Raw genomic sequence first — 15,584 nt, 5'->3', positions numbered from 1 at the left:
TTTGCGAACCATGACGCCGGACCTTCTCTCCAGCCTGTCGCTCTCGACGCCAGAGCTGATCCTTGCCGTCGGCGCGCTGGCGCTGCTGATGGTCGGCGCCTATTCGCGCGCCAACACCACCAACACGGTGACCGGCCTTGCCGTTGCCGTGCTGGTGGTCGCGGGCGCCTGGCTGATCTTCCAAACCGGGCAGGGCAGCGCCTATGGCAACGCCTTCATCCAGGATTCCTTCGCCCACTTCATGAAGGTGCTGGCGCTGGTCGGCTCGGCGGTCACGCTGGCGATGTCGATGCGCTTCGCCAAGGCGGAGCATTTCGACAAGTTCGAATATCCGGTATTGGTGCTGCTCAGCACGCTCGGCATGATGCTGATGATCTCGGCCAACAGCATGATCGGGCTCTATCTCGGCCTCGAGCTGCAGTCGCTGGCGATCTACGTGCTGTGCGCGATCAATCGCGACAATCTGCGTTCGACCGAGGCGGGCCTGAAGTACTTCGTGCTCGGCGCGCTGTCGTCGGGCATGCTGCTCTATGGCATCAGCCTGGTCTACGGCTACACCGGCAACACCGGCTTCCAGGAGATCGCTTCGGCGCTCGGCAGCGGCGAGCGCCAGCTTGGCCTCGTCTTCGGCCTCGTCTTCGTGCTGGCCGGCCTTGCCTTCAAGATCTCGGCGGTGCCGTTCCACATGTGGACGCCGGACGTCTATGAGGGCGCGCCGACGCCGGTGACGGCCTTCCTGGCGGCGGCACCCAAGATGGCGGCGATGGCGCTGATGGTGCGCGTCACCATGGGCGCGTTCAAGCCGATCGCCTCCGACTGGCAACAGATCATCGTCTTCATCTCCATCGCCTCGATGGCGCTGGGCGCCTTCGCGGCCATCGGCCAGACCAACATCAAGCGGCTGATGGCTTATTCCTCGATCGGCCATATGGGCTATGCGCTGGTCGGCCTTGCCGCCAACAGCCAGGCCGGCGTGCGCGGCGTTGCCATCTACATGCTGATCTATCTGGTGATGACGCTCGGCACTTTCGCCTTCATCCTCGCCATGCGGCGCAAGGAAGGCAATGTCGAGCAGATCAGCGATCTGGCCGGCTTGTCGTCGACCAATCCGATCATGGCGACGATCCTGACCATCCTGATGTTCTCGCTGGCCGGCATCCCGCCGCTCGCCGGCTTCTGGGGGAAGTGGTACGTCTTCCTCGCCGCCATCAACGCCAATCTCTACGCGCTGGCGATCATCGGCGTGCTGGCCTCGGTGGTGGGCGCCTATTACTATTTGCGCATCATCAAGATCATGTGGTTCGACGAACCGGTCGGCGGCTTTGTGCCGATGGCGACAGAATTGCGTGTCGTGCTCGGCGTCTCCGGCGCCTTCGTGCTGTTTTATGTGCTGATCGGCGGACCGATCGGTACCTATGCCGAAGCCGCCGCCAAGACGTTTTTCTAGACGGCATGGCATTTCGGCTGGCTCCAACCTCGGCGTCGGAAGGGTTCCGGCTTGAGGCGCATGACAGCGTCGGCTCCACCAATGCGCTGGCGCTGGATCACGCAAGGGCAGGCGACTCCGGCAAATTGTGGGTCGTTTCCAAGAAGCAGGAAAGCGGGCGTGGCCGGCGCGGCCGTGTCTGGGCGACGCCTGAAGGCAACCTCGCGGCGACGCTGCTCGTCATCACCAACACAGAGCTTCGCCTGGCCGCAACGCTGGGCTTCGTCGCCGGACTGGCGCTGGCCGATGCGCTCGACGCCGTGGTGCCGAAGGGCCGGATCGCCATCGGCCTCGACGGTGGCAGCGAAGGAAAAAACCGTTTCGAGCTGAAATGGCCGAACGATGTGCTTGCCTCCGGCGCCAAGCTGGCCGGCATCCTGCTGGAATCGGCGATCTTGGAAGGCGGCCGTTTCGCGGTGGCAGTCGGCATCGGTGTCAATGTTGTGGCTTATCCCGAGAATTTGCCTTATCCGGCAACATCACTCAGCGCGCTGGGTGCGGCATGCGATGCGGAAACACTGTTCCTGGCGCTGTCGGATGCCTGGAGCGAGAATGCCCGGTTGTGGGATGAGGGGCGCGGACTTGCCGCCGTCAGGCGACGGTGGTTGGCTCGCGCGGCGGGGCTCGGCGGCGAGGTTGCTGTCAGGATTGACGGTAATGTGGTGCGTGGGGTGTTTGAAACCATTGACGAAGACTGCCGTTTCGTGATCCGCGACGATGAAGGTTCGGTTCTGACGATCGCCGCCGGCGACGTGCATTTCGGCGCGGTGGCGTCGGCTCGGGTTTAGGGCGGCTCATTGTTCGATAGAAACGGTGAACGGCTCTAACTATTTGTTTCTGAGCAATTCTGGACGGAAAACCGTTACACGCTTTTCCTGGAATTGCTTCAACGGCTTGGCCTGAGGGCCAGGAAGGAAAAAATCATGGCGAAAGCGGAAAACGTCGAACTCGTCTTCGTGCCGCTCGGCGGCGTTGGCGAGATCGGCATGAACTTCGCTCTTTACGGCTACGGCCCGCCCAGTGCGCGCGAATGGATCGTCATCGATGTCGGTGTGACCTTCCCTGATGCCAGCCTGCCCGGCGTCGACTTGGTGCTGCCCGACACGCGCTTCATCGAGGAGAACCTCGCCAATCTGCGCGGCATCATCATCACGCATGCGCATGAAGATCACTACGGCGCGCTGCTCGACACCTGGCCGAAGCTGAAGGCGCCGGTCTGGATGACGCCGTTCAGCGCCGGCTTGCTCGAAGCCAAGCGGCAAGGCGAGCAGGGCGCGCCGAAAATACCGGTCACGATCTACAAAGCGGGCGAGAAATTCACCGTCGGCCCCTTCGAGATCGAAGCCATTCCGGTCGCGCACTCGATCCCCGAACCGATGTCGCTGGCGATCACCTCACCGGCCGGCACCGTCATCCACACCGGTGACTGGAAGATCGATCCGGAGCCGACGATCGGGCCGAAGACCGACGAGGCGCGTTTCCGCGCCTATGGCGACAAGGGCGTGCTGGCACTGATCTGCGATTCGACCAATGCGCTGCGCGAAGGCGAGTCGCCTTCGGAAGTGGCCGTGGGCGAGGGCCTCAAGGGCGTCATCCAGGCTGCCAAGGGCCGCGTCGCCGTCACCACATTTTCCTCCAATGTCGGACGCATCGTCTCCATAGCCAGGGCGGCACGCGATGCCGGCCGCCAGTGCCTGGTGCTCGGCCGCTCGTTGAAGCGGGTCATCGATGTGGCTGGCGAACTCGGTTACATGGACGGTCTGCCGGAGTTCATCGCCGAGGAGGATTTTGGCTTCATCCCGCGCGAAAACCTGGTCATCATCTGCACCGGCAGCCAGGGCGAGCCGCTGGCCGCACTGGCCAAGCTGTCGCGCGAAGAGATGAAGTCGGTGTCGCTGACGGCCGGCGACACGGTGGTGTTTTCCTCGCGCACGATTCCGGGCAACGAGAAGGCGATCCTCGAGATCAAGAACCGCCTCATCGATCTCGGCGTCAAGATCATCGAGGATGGCGACGCGCTGGTGCATGTCTCCGGCCATCCGCGGCGCAGCGAATTGCGCAAGATGTATGAATGGGTGCGCCCGCAGATCGGCGTTCCCGTGCATGGCGAGGCGGCGCATCTGGTGGCGCAGGGATCGCTGATGTCGACATCCGGCATCGGCCAGGTGGCGCAGGTGCGTGACGGCGACATGCTGCGGCTCGCTCCCGGCCCTGCCACCATCATCGACCAGGTGCCGTTCGGCCGCGTCTACAAGGACGGCAGACTGATCGGCACCGATCAGGCGATGGGCATCCGCGACCGGCGCAAACTGTCCTTTGCCGGCCATGTCGCGGTCAATGTCGTGCTCGACGACAAATATGAGCTGGCCGGTGACCCCGATCTGGTCGCCATCGGCGTCGCCGAGGCCGATGGCCGTGGCGAGACGCTGGAGGATTTGATGATCGATGCGGCAATCGGCGCGGTGGACTCGATCCCTCGTCAGCGCCGAAAAGACCTCGACCTCGTGCAAGAAGCAGTACGCCGCGCCGTGCGCGGCGCCGCCAACGAAGCCTGGGGCAAGAAGCCGCTGGTGACTGTATTCGTTACTCGGTGAGGGAGGCAGCCGTTCGCTAGATCAGGATGACGATTGGTTGAATCGTCATCCTGATCTATCCCTTTGTTGGAGCATGATCTCTGGACAAACGAAAACCGTTTGTCCGAGAAAACCGGTTCCCACTTTTCGGGATCATGCTCTAGACGTTCAACTGATAGCTGACGGGAAGCCAGCGAACAGAACCGTCAACCGATTCGATGTAGCCCAGACCCGGAAATGGCATGTGATGGCCGGCGACCAGCAGACGCCGCTCTGCGGCCATCTTGAGCAGTCGCTTGCGGGTTTCGACGGCTTGGTCCTTGTCGTCATCCAGATCAGCACGCCACTCCGGCCGTTGGATGGACACGACATAGTGCAAGAAGGCGTCCGACCAGATCAGCAATTGCTGCCCGTCGCTTTCGACGAGAAATGCCAAGAGCCCGGGGGAATGACCGGCCGCGTCGATGGCGGTAATGCCCGGCAGCACCTCATCTCCGGGCTCTATGAATGTTGCCTGATCGGCCAGGCCGGTACAAATTCGCCTGAATAGATCACGGTTGGCCAATCTGGCGGCGCGTACCGCACTACCCTCGGTCCAGAAGCTGAATTCCGCCGCGCCGAATACATAGCGTGCCCGCCGAAAAACGGCTTCGCCATTCTTCACAAGCCCTCCGATATGGTCTGGGTGCCCGTGCGTGATAACCACCACATCGATGTCATCAGGCCCGAGCCCAAGGTCCTGCAGACATTGCAGGAGCGAACTGTCCGCGTCTCCGCATCCTGTGTCGAACAGGATTTTTTCGGAACCGGTGTCGATCAGCGTTGGGATGAAGCAGTGCTCGTAGCGATCGCGGTCGATAAAGTTCGAGATTGCGAGTTCGTGCACTGCGGTTGGCGACTGTCCAGGTGCCAGGGCTGACGCAAGGTTGTCGCGAACATCGACGGCATCGAGCAAAGCGGCAACTTTGAACGAGCCAAGACCAAATGTGAAAACGCGTGGGCGAGCAGGGTGGGCGTGGGACATCGCCGCTTGTACTTCGCAGCTGTCGATCGGAACAGCCTGGGTCGCAATTTTGAATCTCTCTGCTCTTTCGAGGGAGTTCGAAGACCGCTCATCAAAGTGCGACAGTGCGCGCCTCGTGAAAGGCTGTTGATATCAGTCGATTTGCCGTATTACGCCAACCATTGGACCCGGGAGGGAAAGCTCGGATGCTCGGACGTTTGAACCATGTCGCGCTTGCCGTGCCGGAGTTGACAGCTGCCGTCGCCGCCTATCGCAACACGCTGGGCGCCGAAGTGACGGAGCCGCAGGCGCTGCCGGAACATGGCGTCACGGTGGTGTTCGTCAATGTCGGCAACACCAAGATCGAACTTCTGGAGCCTTTGGGCGAGGGTTCGCCGATCGCCGCCTTCCTGGAGAAGAACCCTTCCGGCGGCATGCATCACCTTTGCTACGAGGTCGATGACATCCTGGCCGCGCGTGACCAGCTCAAGGCTGCCGGCGCCCGCGTGCTGGGCGACGGCAACCCGAAGATCGGCGCACATGGCAAGCCGGTGCTGTTCCTGCATCCGAAGGATTTCTTCGGCACGCTGATCGAACTGGAGCAATCATGAGCTGGGTTTCGTTCACCGCCCTGTTTTTCGCGACCTGGTGGGTGGTGCTGTTTGCCGTGCTGCCGTTCAGCGTGAAGACGCAGGACGACGATCACGATGTGACGCTGGGCACGGTTCCAAGCGCGCCGCGCGGCCCCCACATGCTGCGCGCCGTGATCCGCACCACTGTCGCCACCGCGATCCTGATGGGCATTTTCTATGGCCTGACGCATGGCCTGGGATACAGCCTCAACGACATCCCGCACATCGTGCCGGATTTCGGCCAGGCGCCAGCCAAATAGACTGTCCCGCAACGGTGTTTTGATCCGTCGGAACCATACGCGGTTTCGGACGGGAATGCCGTGCCGTTTTGCGGTTGGGGGAGCGCTGACGTAGGGTAAGGTGGTTTGGCAACGCGTTGCGCTAAGCGGATGATTGCACAAAAAAAATGCAAGGCACAAGGCCTTGCAATTTAAACGCGTCCGATCTGTTTCCGGTTTCCGGCGGCAGCGAGTAACCGCGCCTAGATCGCATCCTCCCAAGACTTTGACCGCGTAGGAGAGCAGATTTTTTTCTGCCCTCTCGGTTATCGAGGCACATTAGCCTAACGCGAATGAAAATGTCACGAAGAATTTTGCCTCGAAACAGGCATTCTCGTGCTGCACTGCACAATAGTGCGGCAGGCGTTGCTTTCGAAACGTCCAGTAAGACGCGTGCGGCACTGCGACGCCGGGTTTGGGTTCCCATTCCGCCACGAAATGGCTATGAAGCCGGGTCAAGCAAGCCAAAGTCGCGCCGATTCTGACGCGGCCACCCTCACTCACGGACCTGTCCATGCGTTTGTCGCGCTACTTCCTGCCGATCCTCAAAGAAAATCCGCGCGAGGCCGAAATCGTCTCGCACCGGCTGATGCTGCGCGCCGGCATGATCCGCCAGCAGGGGCAGGGCAGTTTTTCGTGGCTGCCGCTCGGCAAGCGGGTGCTGGACAAGGTCTGCCGCATCATCCGCGAGGAGCAGAATCGCGCCGGCGCGCTGGAAATCCTGATGCCGACCATCCAGTCGGCCGATCTGTGGCGCGAAAGCGGCCGCTATGACGACTATGGCAAGGAGATGCTGCGCATCAAGGACCGGCAGGACCGCGACATGCTCTACGGTCCGACCAATGAGGAAGTGGTCACCGAGATCGTCCGCGCCTATGTGAAGTCCTACAAGGACCTGCCGCTCAATCTCTACCACATCCAGTGGAAGTTCCGCGACGAAGTGCGGCCGCGCTTCGGCGTGATGCGTAGCAGAGAGTTTCTGATGAAGGACGCCTATTCCTTCGACCTCGACTTCGAGGGCGCCAAGGCGGCCTACAACAGGATGTTCGTGTCCTATCTCAGGACTTTTACGCGCATGGGGCTGCAGGCCATACCGATGCGGGCCGACACCGGGCCGATCGGCGGCGATCTCAGCCATGAATTCATCATTCTGGCCGACACCGGCGAAAGCCAGGTCTACTGCCACCGCGACTATCTTTCGCTCGATGTGCCCGGCGCCAACACCGACTTTGCCAACGACGCCGAGATTGCCGACATCGTCAAGACATGGACGACGCCCTACGCCGCCACCGACGAGATGCATGACGAGGCGGCGTGGGAAAAGATCGGCGAGAGCGACAAGGTTTCGGCGCGCGGCATCGAGGTCGGCCACATCTTCCATTTCGGCGACAAATATTCGAAGCCCATGGGCGCCAAGGTGACCGGGCCTGACGGCAAGGATCATTTCGTCTCCGGCGGCTCCTACGGCATCGGTCCGTCGCGGCTGGTCGCGGCGATCATCGAAGCCAGCCATGACGATAACGGCATCATCTGGCCGGAAGCGGTGGCGCCGTTCGACATCGGGCTGATCAACATGAAGGCGGGCGACGCCGAGTGCGACCGCGTCTGCGACGAGCTGCATGCTGCTTTCGTCGCCGCCGGCAAGGACGTGCTCTATGACGACACCGACCAGCGGCCCGGCGGCAAGTTCGCCACCGCCGATCTGATCGGCCTGCCGTGGCAAGTGATCGTCGGGCCGCGTGGTGTCGCCGCCGGCGAGATCGAGATCAAGAATCGCAAGACCGGCGAGCGCGAGACGCTACCGATCGCGGACGCGAAGAAGCGCTTCGGTGTCGCTGCATGAGCGAGGCGGTGGCGGCAAGATCGGCGGGCGCCGGACCTTTTTCCATCTTCGAGCGCATGGTCGCGTGGCGCTATCTGCGCTCGCGGCGCAAGGAGACGGTGATCTCGGTGATCGCCTCGATCTCCTTCCTCGGCATCATGCTGGGCGTCGCCACGCTGATCGTGGTGATGGCGGTGATGAACGGCTTTAGGGCGGAGCTGTTGACGCGCATCCTCGGCGTCAATGGCCATCTGATCGTGCAGCCGCTCGATTCGCCGCTGGAGGACTATGCGCAGGTCGCCGGTCGCATCAATGGCGTGCCGGGCGTCAAATACGCCATCCCGCTGATCGACGGCCAGGTGCTGGCGCAGGGCAATGTCGGCGGCGGAACCGGAGCGCTGGTGCGCGGTATACGCGGTGAGGACCTCAGCAAGATCGCCATCGTGGCCAGCAACATCAAGCAGGGCTCGATCGCCGATTTCGACACCAGCGAGGGCGTTGCCATCGGCAAGCGGATGGCCGAGAATCTTGGCCTGACGCTTGGTGACACCATCACCTTGATATCGCCGGACGGCGACGTGACCCCGATCGGCACGACGCCGCGCATGAAGGGCTACAAGATCGCGGCGATCTTCGAAGTCGGCATGTCCGAATATGATACCTCCATCGTCTACATGCCGTTCTCCGAAGCGCAGCTTTATTTCAACATGGACGGGCGGGCGCAGACAATCGAGATCTATGTCGACAATCCCGATGATGTCGATGCGCTGAAACCGAAGGTGGAGGCGGCGGCGCAGCGGCCGATCGACATGGTCGATTGGCGCCAGCGCAACGAGACCTTCTTCTCCGCCCTGCAGGTCGAGCGCAATGTCATGTTCATGATCCTGACGCTGATCGTGCTGGTGGCGGCGCTGAACATCATCTCCGGCCTGATCATGCTGGTGAAGGACAAGGGGCACGACATTGCCATCCTGCGCACCATGGGGGCCTCGCGGGGCGCCATCCTGCGCATCTTCCTGATGACGGGCGCGGCGATCGGTGTGACAGGCACGCTCGCCGGCGTGCTGCTCGGCGTGCTGATCTGCACCAACATCGAATCGATCCGCCAATTCTTCTCGTGGATGACCGGCAAGGTGCTGTTCAACCCGGAACTCTATTTCCTCAGCCAGCTGCCGGCGAAGATGGATCCGCGCGAGACGACCTATGTCATCCTGATGGCGCTCGGTCTGTCGTTCCTGGCAACGGTGTTTCCGGCATGGCGGGCCGCCCGGCTCGATCCGGTCGAAGCCTTGAGGTACGAGTGATGGCCGAGGCCATTATCGAGCTGAAGAGCGTCGAGCGGCACTACGTTCAGGGGCCGCGTAAGCTCACCATTCTCAACGGCGCCGATTTTTCGCTGAAGCGCGGCGAGATGGTGGCGCTGGTGGCGCCGTCCGGCACTGGCAAATCGACGCTGCTGCACACTGCCGGCCTGCTCGAGCGTCCCGATGCCGGCGACGTCATCCTGGCCGGACGTGCCTGCGGGCGGCTCTCCGACGACGAGCGCACGGCGATCCGCCGCAACGATGTCGGCTTCGTCTACCAGTTCCATCACCTGCTGCCGGAATTCTCGGCGCTGGAAAACATCATGATGCCGCAGCTCATCAAAGGGCTGAGCCGCAAGGACGCGGCCGAGCGCGCGGCACAGCTGCTCGACTACATGCAGATCGGCAAGCGCGCATCGCACCGGCCGTCCGAGCTCTCCGGCGGCGAGCAGCAGCGCGTCGCCATTGCCCGCGCGGTCGCCAATGCGCCGCTGGTGCTGCTGGCCGACGAGCCGACCGGCAATCTCGACCCGGTCACCGCCTCCTATGTGTTCGAGGCGCTGGCGGCGCTGGTCAAGCAATCGGGCCTCGCGGCGCTGATCGCCACCCACAATCACGAGCTGGCATCGCGCATGGACCGGCGCGTCACGCTGGCCGATGGCAAGGTCGTGCCGCTTTAGTCTCCGATGTCGTCATCCTAGGGTCTGCGCGCGTCGCTCCGCTCCTTGCTCCGCCTCAGGGTGACGAAGCGATGGGGGTATTGGCCAATCGCAAAGGCTGCGATCTGCCACGTAGCACTGTCCGACGCCCCGTCAACCTTTTCTTAACCCTGCCGATTTGATCGCCCGGAAATTCCGAGGTAGTCGGATTGCGGTCGTTGACATCAGCACAAAATTAGAACAAACTACGAACATACCAACAACAGGAGAGAGTTATGACCGATCTGGTTCAGGATGTCATCTCACTGGTTTGCATGAGCACCTTTCTCGTTTCCATGGCGATCTGGATCGGAGCCATGTGATTTGACGGCATTCGCCGCCGTGATTCCGAGCGGGTTATGACCCGTTCCGCCGTTAAGCTTTTCTTGCCGCCGCGACGTTAGGGTGCCCTGAAAGACAGGGAGCGTCGCGTGTCGCCCATCGTCACGGCCATTCTCGTGGCCAGCAATCTCGGGCTGATCTTTCTCTTGATGACCGTGCCGCTTGGTCTGCGCACGGTCCGGCTCAGCCGCGTGATAGCAGCGGACCGGCAGCGCCTCTGGCAGGCGCTGTGGCCGCTCGGCAGCGATGCCGGCTGGTCCGGTGAGATCCTCTCGGCCGAAGCGCCTGACGGTGAGGGTGTGGCTCGAATCATGCTGTCCTGGGAAGGCCGCGACGGCAAGCCGATCGAGCGCAAGTCGCGGTTTGAAGACGTGGTCGAGGGCAGCCGCTTCTCGATGCGTGTCCTCGAGGACACCGCGCTCGACGCTTCGTTCTGGAAGGATTTTCGAGAAACCGCTGAACTCGTCTCCGAGGGCAACGGTACGCGGGTTACCCTCAGCCAGACCGATCGCTACCGCGGCGTTGCCTTCCTGGTGTTCCGCTATTTCGCCATGCGCCGCGAACTCTCCAAGCTGCAGCGCTGGGCGCGGACCGGGCAGTATCGCAAGGGCGGCTGGTTCGAGCATCCGCTGAGCCAGGTCGGCTTCGCCGCGCTGTCGGCATTGATCCTGTGGCCGTTCTTCGGCCTTCATTTCGGCGGGCTGGCGCTGGCCGCGATCCTGACGTCGGTGGTCGCCCTGCACGAGCTCGGCCACATGGCGGCATTTCGCCTGATGGGCCACAACAGGGCGCGGATGATCTTCATCCCGCTGCTCGGCGGCATCGCCATTGGCGGCCGGCCCTATGACAGCCGTTTCGAGGTCGCCTTCGTGGCGCTGATGGGTGCCGGCTTTTCCGCCTTCCTGGTGCCGATCGCAATCGCCGCAAGCACCTTTGCCGGCGCGGAAGGACATCGGCTGGCGGCAATGCTGCTGGCGGCCCTGGCGGGGTTTGCTGCCCTGTTCAACATCGCCAATCTGGTGCCGGTGTGGAAATTCGATGGAGGGCAGGTGCTGCGCCAGATCTGCCCCGGGCCGATTGCGCTGGCACTGGCCTCGTTCTTCCTGCTCTCGGCTTTCCTGGCTGTGGGGTGGCAGGCCGGCTTTTCCTCCAATTTTCTGCTCGCTTCGGGAGCGGTGTTTTCGATCCTCAGCCTGCTGACGATGAGCAGCGGGGTAAAGCCGCGTCACGAGCTGAAGCCGATTCGCACTGTCGACCGCTTCGCCATGGCGGCAGCGCTGTTGGCGGTGTTCGCCATCCATGGCTACGGCGTTCTGTGGGCCTCCGCGCAACTTATTTGAGCTACACCCGCCGCTGTTGGATAGGGCGGCATAGGGCGCGCGACTTCGGAGAAAGTAACGGATCCGACGGTCCCATAGCCGGTCATCACAATAGCTTCCTCCCGAGATTTCGTTTTTACCGGGAAATTTTGTGTGTTTAATTTCCATACAGCTCGATAATGCAGCAACCCTAGAGCCACAACCATCATGTTGACCCTAAAGGAAATTCTGAAATCGGATCCGATGTCTACTCCAATTGAGGAGTATGAAAGAATATTTAGTTTTATGACTATCAAAAATTTGCCTGAAGGCGACGAAATTAAGAAGCAGGCTTATCTTCAGTCGTATAGAGTCTACGTGTTCCTTGTTTATTCGTGGATTCCGATCCTGACGTCTTTCTTCGTATATTGTTTTTCTAAGGGAATTGGCGATAGGGGATACGTGTCGGATCTCGCCGATGGCATTTTATATGCCTTTTGGCACTGGGGATTCCCGAAAGACGACCATCTCTTTTACACAAGAGCATGCGGCGCGACGAGCTTGTCCTGGGCTTTTTGGCTGATTTGGAGACTATATAGGGATGCCACGGACAGGGGGGTCTTCTTGCGTGAAGATGTTCAAGACGCCTTCCCCAGAATTTTGCAGCTTGGTCTTCTTATGCTTTTGGGAGCATTATTTTTCTTTGCATTTTCGTTGCTCGGTCCCTTCAATTTTTCGTCACTATCTGTGCCATCTGCAAACGATAGCGTGCGCGTGTATGCCTTGAAGAAGTGCGCAATGATATCTTGTGGTTATTGGTTGCTCGGCTTTTCGTCTCTATTGGTGTCCATATGTATTCGGTGGGCGTATGGACGAAAATGAAGTGACATTGTAGCTCAACCGGCCTTGCGAGCAGCCTCGGCAGACAAAGTCACCGTCGGGCCAAAGACGTCCTCGAAGGCGGATTTCAGCGCGAGATCAAGGTCGGCCATTGTCAGGGGAAGGCCGAGGTCGACGAGGCTGGTGACGCCGTGGTCCTGCACGCCGCAGGGCACGATGCCGCTGAAATGGTCGAGATCCGGCTCGACATTGATGGCGATGCCGTGAAAGCTGACCCAGCGCCGCAGCCTGATGCCTATTGCCGCGATCTTGTCCTCGGCCGGCGAGCCGTCTGGCAGGACAGGGCGATCCGGCCGCACCACCCAGACGCCGACCCGGTCCTCGCGGCGTTCGCCCTGCACGTTGAAGGCGGCGAGCGTGCCGATGATCCACTGTTCGAGCGCGGCAACGAAGGCGCGGACATCCTCGCGCCGCCGCTTGAGATCAAGCATGATATAGGCGACCCGCTGGCCCGGCCCATGATAGGTGTATTCGCCGCCGCGCCCCGCCGCAAACACCGGGAAGCGGTTGGCGTCGATCAGATCCTCGCCGCGGGCGCTGGTGCCGGCGGTGTAGAGCGGCGGGTGTTCCACCAGCCAGACCATCTCGCCAGCAGCGCCGCTTCGGATCGCCTCGGCGCGCGCCTCCATGAAGGCAAGCGCATCGGGATAGGCGGTGAGGCCGGGCTCAATGCGCCATTCGACCGGTGCTGAACCGGGGAGCGGCAGGAACGACGTGGCGATCTGGCTGCGTTCTGGCATGACGTGTCGCTTTTTGCTTACGCCTGTCGTGGCCCCAAAACCGCTTTGCACTTTTGGGCGACATGCATTTGCCCTCCATATGGCAATAACAGGCCAAAACGTCCAGTTCCGGTCCCGCATTCCAATCCTGTGGAGCGTTATGCCAATCGCTGGCGATTATTGCTTGCCGCGCACTTGTTTCGCCGGAAACGATTTGCTACACGCCGCGAGCCGGTCGGTTCCGGCTCTACCACGTGCGGTCGTGGCGGAATTGGTAGACGCGCAGCGTTGAGGTCGCTGTGGGGCAACCCGTGGAAGTTCGAGTCTTCTCGACCGCACCAATCTCTCTTCCCAGAATCCGATTTGTGCCAGCCTCCGCCCGCTGCGGGCGGGGCGCATTTCGTTTGATATTCCCGCACTTTACGCCACTTTCTTTTTGAGCGTCGGATTCTCCCAAAACCGGGTTTCCCCTTTTGGCTTCGATGCTCTAGACCTGATTTGCACCTTTTCCGGGATTCTTGTGGCGGGAGGCGCTGGTGGAAGGCGAGCACGAACGGACGACCGGCGCCAGGGCCGCCGAGGAGCATCACGCCGACATTTATGGCGAGGACGGCGCCGTCCTTTCGTCCTTCCTTGCGCGGATTGGTGCGGCGATCGCCGACCGCGATACGCTGACCCTCAAGCATGAAGTCGACGACCTGCATCAGTCGGAACTCGGCGACCTGCTCGAGGCGCTGCATCCCGAACAGCGCCGCGCGCTGGTCGAACTCCTGGGCGCCGATTTCGACTTTTCCTCGCTGACCGAGGTCGACGAGGCGATCCGTATGGAGATCGTCGATCACCTGCCCAATGCGCAGATCGCCCAGGCGGTGCAGGAGCTCGATTCCGACGACGCCGTCTACATTCTCGAAGACCTCGAGAAAGAAGACCAGGACGAGATCCTGTCGCAGCTGCCGTTCACCGAGCGGATCAGGTTGCGCCGCTCGCTCGACTATCCCGAAGAGACGGCCGGCCGGCGCATGCAGACCGAGTTCGTCGCGGTGCCGCCGTTCTGGACGATCGGCCAGACCATCGACTACATGCGCGAGGACAAGAACCTGCCCGAGCGCTTCAGCCAGATTTTCGTCATCGATCCGACCTTCAAGCTGCTCGGCGCCATCGACCTCGACCAAATCCTGCGCACCAGGCGCTCGGTCAAGGTCGAAGAGGTCATGCACGAGACGCGGCACGCCATTCCCGCCACCATGGACCAGGAAGAGGCGGCGCGGGAATTCGAACAGTATGACCTTTTGTCGGCCGCTGTCGTCGACGAGAACGAGCGTCTGGTCGGCGTGCTGACCATCGATGACGTCGTCGACGTCATCCAGCAGGAGGCCGAGGAAGATCTGATGCGCATGGGCGGCGTCGGCGATGAAGAACTGTCCGACAGTGTTTTCTCCACCTCACGCTCGCGCGTTCCATGGCTGTTGATCAATCTGTTGACGGCATTCCTGGCCGCATCGGTGATCAGTCTGTTCGATCGCACGATCGAGCATATCGTGGCGCTGGCGGTGCTGATGCCGATCGTCGCCGGCATGGGCGGCAATGCCGGCTCGCAGACCATGACCGTGACGGTGCGGGCGCTGGCGACCAAGGATCTCGACATCTACAATGCCGGCCGCATCATCCGCCGCGAGATGGGCGTCGGCTTCATCAACGGCATCGTCTTCGCCATCCTGATCGGCATCGTCGCCGCAGCCTGGTTCCGCGACCCCAATCTGGGCGGCATCATCGCGGCGGCGATGATCATCAACATGTTCGCGGCAGCCTTGGCCGGCATCCTGATCCCGCTGCTGCTCGACCGTTTCAAGGTCGATCCGGCGGTCGCTTCGGCGGTTTTCGTCACCACGGTCACCGATGTCGTCGGCTTCTTTGCCTTTCTCGGCATTGCCACATGGTGGTTCGGTGTGCCCTGAAGGCATACATTGTGTCTCAATTGACTTTTACGTAAATGCCATGCGAGGCTTGTGCGGGGCGCGATGTCGATTCCGGCATGGCATGGGTTTTGGTTCGGGACGGAAGGGCAACGCCGCATGGCGATCGCCCGGGATACCGGCATGCGGGAAGTGGCAATGCGAGAATATTATTCGATCACCGAGTTGACCCGCGAGTTCGACGTATCGACGCGGACGCTGCGCTTCTATGAGGATGAGGGGCTGGTGCAGCCGGTGCGGCGTGGCCGCACGCGGCTGTTTCGCCCGTCCGATCGCCACCTCATCCGGCAGATCATGCGCGGCAAGAGGCTCGGCTTCTCGATCAACGAGATCCGCGAAATCATCCAGATGTACAAGGCGCCGCCCGGCGAGGTCGGTCAACTCAAGCTGATGATCAAGCGCATCGAGGAAAAGCGCGAGGATCTCAGGCAGAAGCGCCGCGACCTCGAAGAGACGCTGGCCGAACTCGACCAGGCAGAGGAATCTTGTGTGGAGCGGTTGGTCGAGCTCGGCGTGAACACCTGAACCTTCGTCATTCTAGTGTCCTGATCGGCAA

Annotated in this window: 14 protein-coding genes and 1 tRNA gene; 13 read left to right on the top strand and 2 right to left on the bottom strand. The window is 61.6% G+C overall.

Features of this window, described 5'->3' with window-relative positions:
- Nucleotides 1-10: 10 nt before the first annotated feature.
- The 3 genes from nuoN (at nucleotide 11) to FCU66_RS03800 (ending at nucleotide 4,080) form a co-directional block, all read left to right on the top strand.
- Nucleotides 11-1,447, top strand: coding sequence for an NADH-quinone oxidoreductase subunit NuoN (nuoN, locus tag FCU66_RS03810; RefSeq protein ID WP_136622275.1), 1,437 nt, complete (start codon nucleotides 11-13; stop codon nucleotides 1,445-1,447).
- Between the two features lie 5 nt (nucleotides 1,448-1,452).
- Entirely contained in the window at nucleotides 1,453-2,274 is an 822-nt protein-coding gene (locus tag FCU66_RS03805) for a biotin--[acetyl-CoA-carboxylase] ligase (RefSeq protein WP_136622274.1), read from the top strand.
- A 135-nt stretch (nucleotides 2,275-2,409) separates the two neighbouring features.
- Nucleotides 2,410-4,080: a ribonuclease J gene (locus FCU66_RS03800; protein WP_136622273.1), complete on the top strand. Its 1,671-nt coding sequence runs from the start codon at nucleotides 2,410-2,412 to the stop codon at nucleotides 4,078-4,080.
- Nucleotides 4,081-4,219: 139 nt separating this feature from the next.
- Here FCU66_RS03800 and FCU66_RS03795 read toward each other — a convergent pair whose 3' ends face one another.
- Complete coding sequence (locus FCU66_RS03795; RefSeq protein WP_136622272.1) at nucleotides 4,220-5,083, bottom strand: MBL fold metallo-hydrolase; 864 nt, start codon at nucleotides 5,081-5,083, stop codon at nucleotides 4,220-4,222.
- A gap of 185 nt (nucleotides 5,084-5,268) precedes the next feature.
- On the opposite strand from FCU66_RS03795, the gene mce reads away from it, so the two are divergent.
- From mce to FCU66_RS03760, 7 genes are all read left to right on the top strand, one after another.
- Nucleotides 5,269-5,673, top strand: a complete 405-nt coding sequence (gene mce, locus FCU66_RS03790) for a methylmalonyl-CoA epimerase (RefSeq protein WP_136622271.1) — start codon at nucleotides 5,269-5,271, stop codon at nucleotides 5,671-5,673.
- A complete protein-coding gene (locus tag FCU66_RS03785; protein ID WP_136622270.1) occupies nucleotides 5,670-5,954 on the top strand; it encodes a DUF1467 family protein in 285 nt (94 codons plus the stop codon). The genes mce and FCU66_RS03785 overlap by 4 nt, the downstream gene beginning before the upstream one ends.
- 532 nt (nucleotides 5,955-6,486) lie before the next feature.
- Nucleotides 6,487-7,815 carry a proline--tRNA ligase gene (gene proS, locus FCU66_RS03780; RefSeq protein ID WP_136622269.1) on the top strand — a complete coding sequence of 443 codons (1,329 nt, stop codon included), beginning with the start codon at nucleotides 6,487-6,489 and terminating at the stop codon, nucleotides 7,813-7,815.
- On the top strand, nucleotides 7,812-9,098 hold the full coding sequence (locus FCU66_RS03775; protein WP_136622268.1) for a lipoprotein-releasing ABC transporter permease subunit: 1,287 nt from the start codon (nucleotides 7,812-7,814) through the stop codon (nucleotides 9,096-9,098). The genes proS and FCU66_RS03775 overlap by 4 nt, the downstream gene beginning before the upstream one ends.
- A complete protein-coding gene (locus FCU66_RS03770) occupies nucleotides 9,095-9,778 on the top strand; it encodes an ABC transporter ATP-binding protein (protein ID WP_181956525.1) in 684 nt (227 codons plus the stop codon). Before FCU66_RS03775 ends, FCU66_RS03770 begins: the two co-directional genes overlap by 4 nt.
- A 449-nt stretch (nucleotides 9,779-10,227) precedes the next feature.
- On the top strand, nucleotides 10,228-11,478 hold the full coding sequence (locus tag FCU66_RS03765; RefSeq protein ID WP_136622266.1) for a site-2 protease family protein: 1,251 nt from the start codon (nucleotides 10,228-10,230) through the stop codon (nucleotides 11,476-11,478).
- 186 nt (nucleotides 11,479-11,664) lie between these two features.
- Nucleotides 11,665-12,318, top strand: a complete 654-nt coding sequence (locus FCU66_RS03760; RefSeq protein ID WP_136622265.1) for a hypothetical protein — start codon at nucleotides 11,665-11,667, stop codon at nucleotides 12,316-12,318.
- A 14-nt stretch (nucleotides 12,319-12,332) separates the two neighbouring features.
- On the opposite strand, the gene lipB is transcribed toward FCU66_RS03760, so the two are convergent.
- The gene (gene lipB, locus FCU66_RS03755; protein ID WP_136622264.1) at nucleotides 12,333-13,076 is read right to left on the bottom strand and encodes a lipoyl(octanoyl) transferase LipB; all 744 of its coding nucleotides are present in this window, start codon (nucleotides 13,074-13,076) and stop codon (nucleotides 12,333-12,335) included.
- A 235-nt stretch (nucleotides 13,077-13,311) separates the two neighbouring features.
- On the opposite strand from lipB, the gene FCU66_RS03750 reads away from it, so the two are divergent.
- The 3 genes from FCU66_RS03750 to FCU66_RS03740 all read left to right on the top strand — a co-directional run bounded on the left by FCU66_RS03750 (nucleotide 13,312) and on the right by FCU66_RS03740 (nucleotide 15,553).
- Nucleotides 13,312-13,396: transfer RNA gene (locus FCU66_RS03750), tRNA-Leu, on the top strand.
- A 195-nt stretch (nucleotides 13,397-13,591) separates the two neighbouring features.
- Entirely contained in the window at nucleotides 13,592-15,010 is a 1,419-nt protein-coding gene (mgtE, locus tag FCU66_RS03745) for a magnesium transporter (protein ID WP_136622263.1), read from the top strand.
- Nucleotides 15,011-15,166: 156 nt separating this feature from the next.
- Nucleotides 15,167-15,553 carry a MerR family transcriptional regulator gene (locus tag FCU66_RS03740; RefSeq protein ID WP_056596491.1) on the top strand — a complete coding sequence of 129 codons (387 nt, stop codon included), beginning with the start codon at nucleotides 15,167-15,169 and terminating at the stop codon, nucleotides 15,551-15,553.
- The last annotated feature ends 31 nt before the right edge of the window (nucleotides 15,554-15,584 follow it).

The sequence above is a fragment of the Mesorhizobium norvegicum genome, assembly GCF_004919685.1.
Taxonomy (GTDB): domain Bacteria; phylum Pseudomonadota; class Alphaproteobacteria; order Rhizobiales; family Rhizobiaceae; genus Mesorhizobium; species Mesorhizobium norvegicum.
The sequence above is the reverse complement of the archived record's forward strand: the minus strand, read 5'-3'. Positions and strand labels throughout refer to the sequence as shown.

Coding starts and splice junctions, on each gene's coding strand:
- nuoN (WP_136622275.1), top strand. CDS start 11: ATGACGCCGGACCTTCTCTCCAGCCTGTCGCTCTCGACGCCAGAGCTG.
- FCU66_RS03805 (WP_136622274.1), top strand. CDS start 1,453: ATGGCATTTCGGCTGGCTCCAACCTCGGCGTCGGAAGGGTTCCGGCTT.
- FCU66_RS03800 (WP_136622273.1), top strand. CDS start 2,410: ATGGCGAAAGCGGAAAACGTCGAACTCGTCTTCGTGCCGCTCGGCGGC.
- FCU66_RS03795 (WP_136622272.1), bottom strand. CDS start 5,083: ATGTCCCACGCCCACCCTGCTCGCCCACGCGTTTTCACATTTGGTCTT.
- mce (WP_136622271.1), top strand. CDS start 5,269: ATGCTCGGACGTTTGAACCATGTCGCGCTTGCCGTGCCGGAGTTGACA.
- FCU66_RS03785 (WP_136622270.1), top strand. CDS start 5,670: ATGAGCTGGGTTTCGTTCACCGCCCTGTTTTTCGCGACCTGGTGGGTG.
- proS (WP_136622269.1), top strand. CDS start 6,487: ATGCGTTTGTCGCGCTACTTCCTGCCGATCCTCAAAGAAAATCCGCGC.
- FCU66_RS03775 (WP_136622268.1), top strand. CDS start 7,812: ATGAGCGAGGCGGTGGCGGCAAGATCGGCGGGCGCCGGACCTTTTTCC.
- FCU66_RS03760 (WP_136622265.1), top strand. CDS start 11,665: ATGTTGACCCTAAAGGAAATTCTGAAATCGGATCCGATGTCTACTCCA.
- lipB (WP_136622264.1), bottom strand. CDS start 13,076: ATGCCAGAACGCAGCCAGATCGCCACGTCGTTCCTGCCGCTCCCCGGT.
- FCU66_RS03740 (WP_056596491.1), top strand. CDS start 15,167: ATGCGAGAATATTATTCGATCACCGAGTTGACCCGCGAGTTCGACGTA.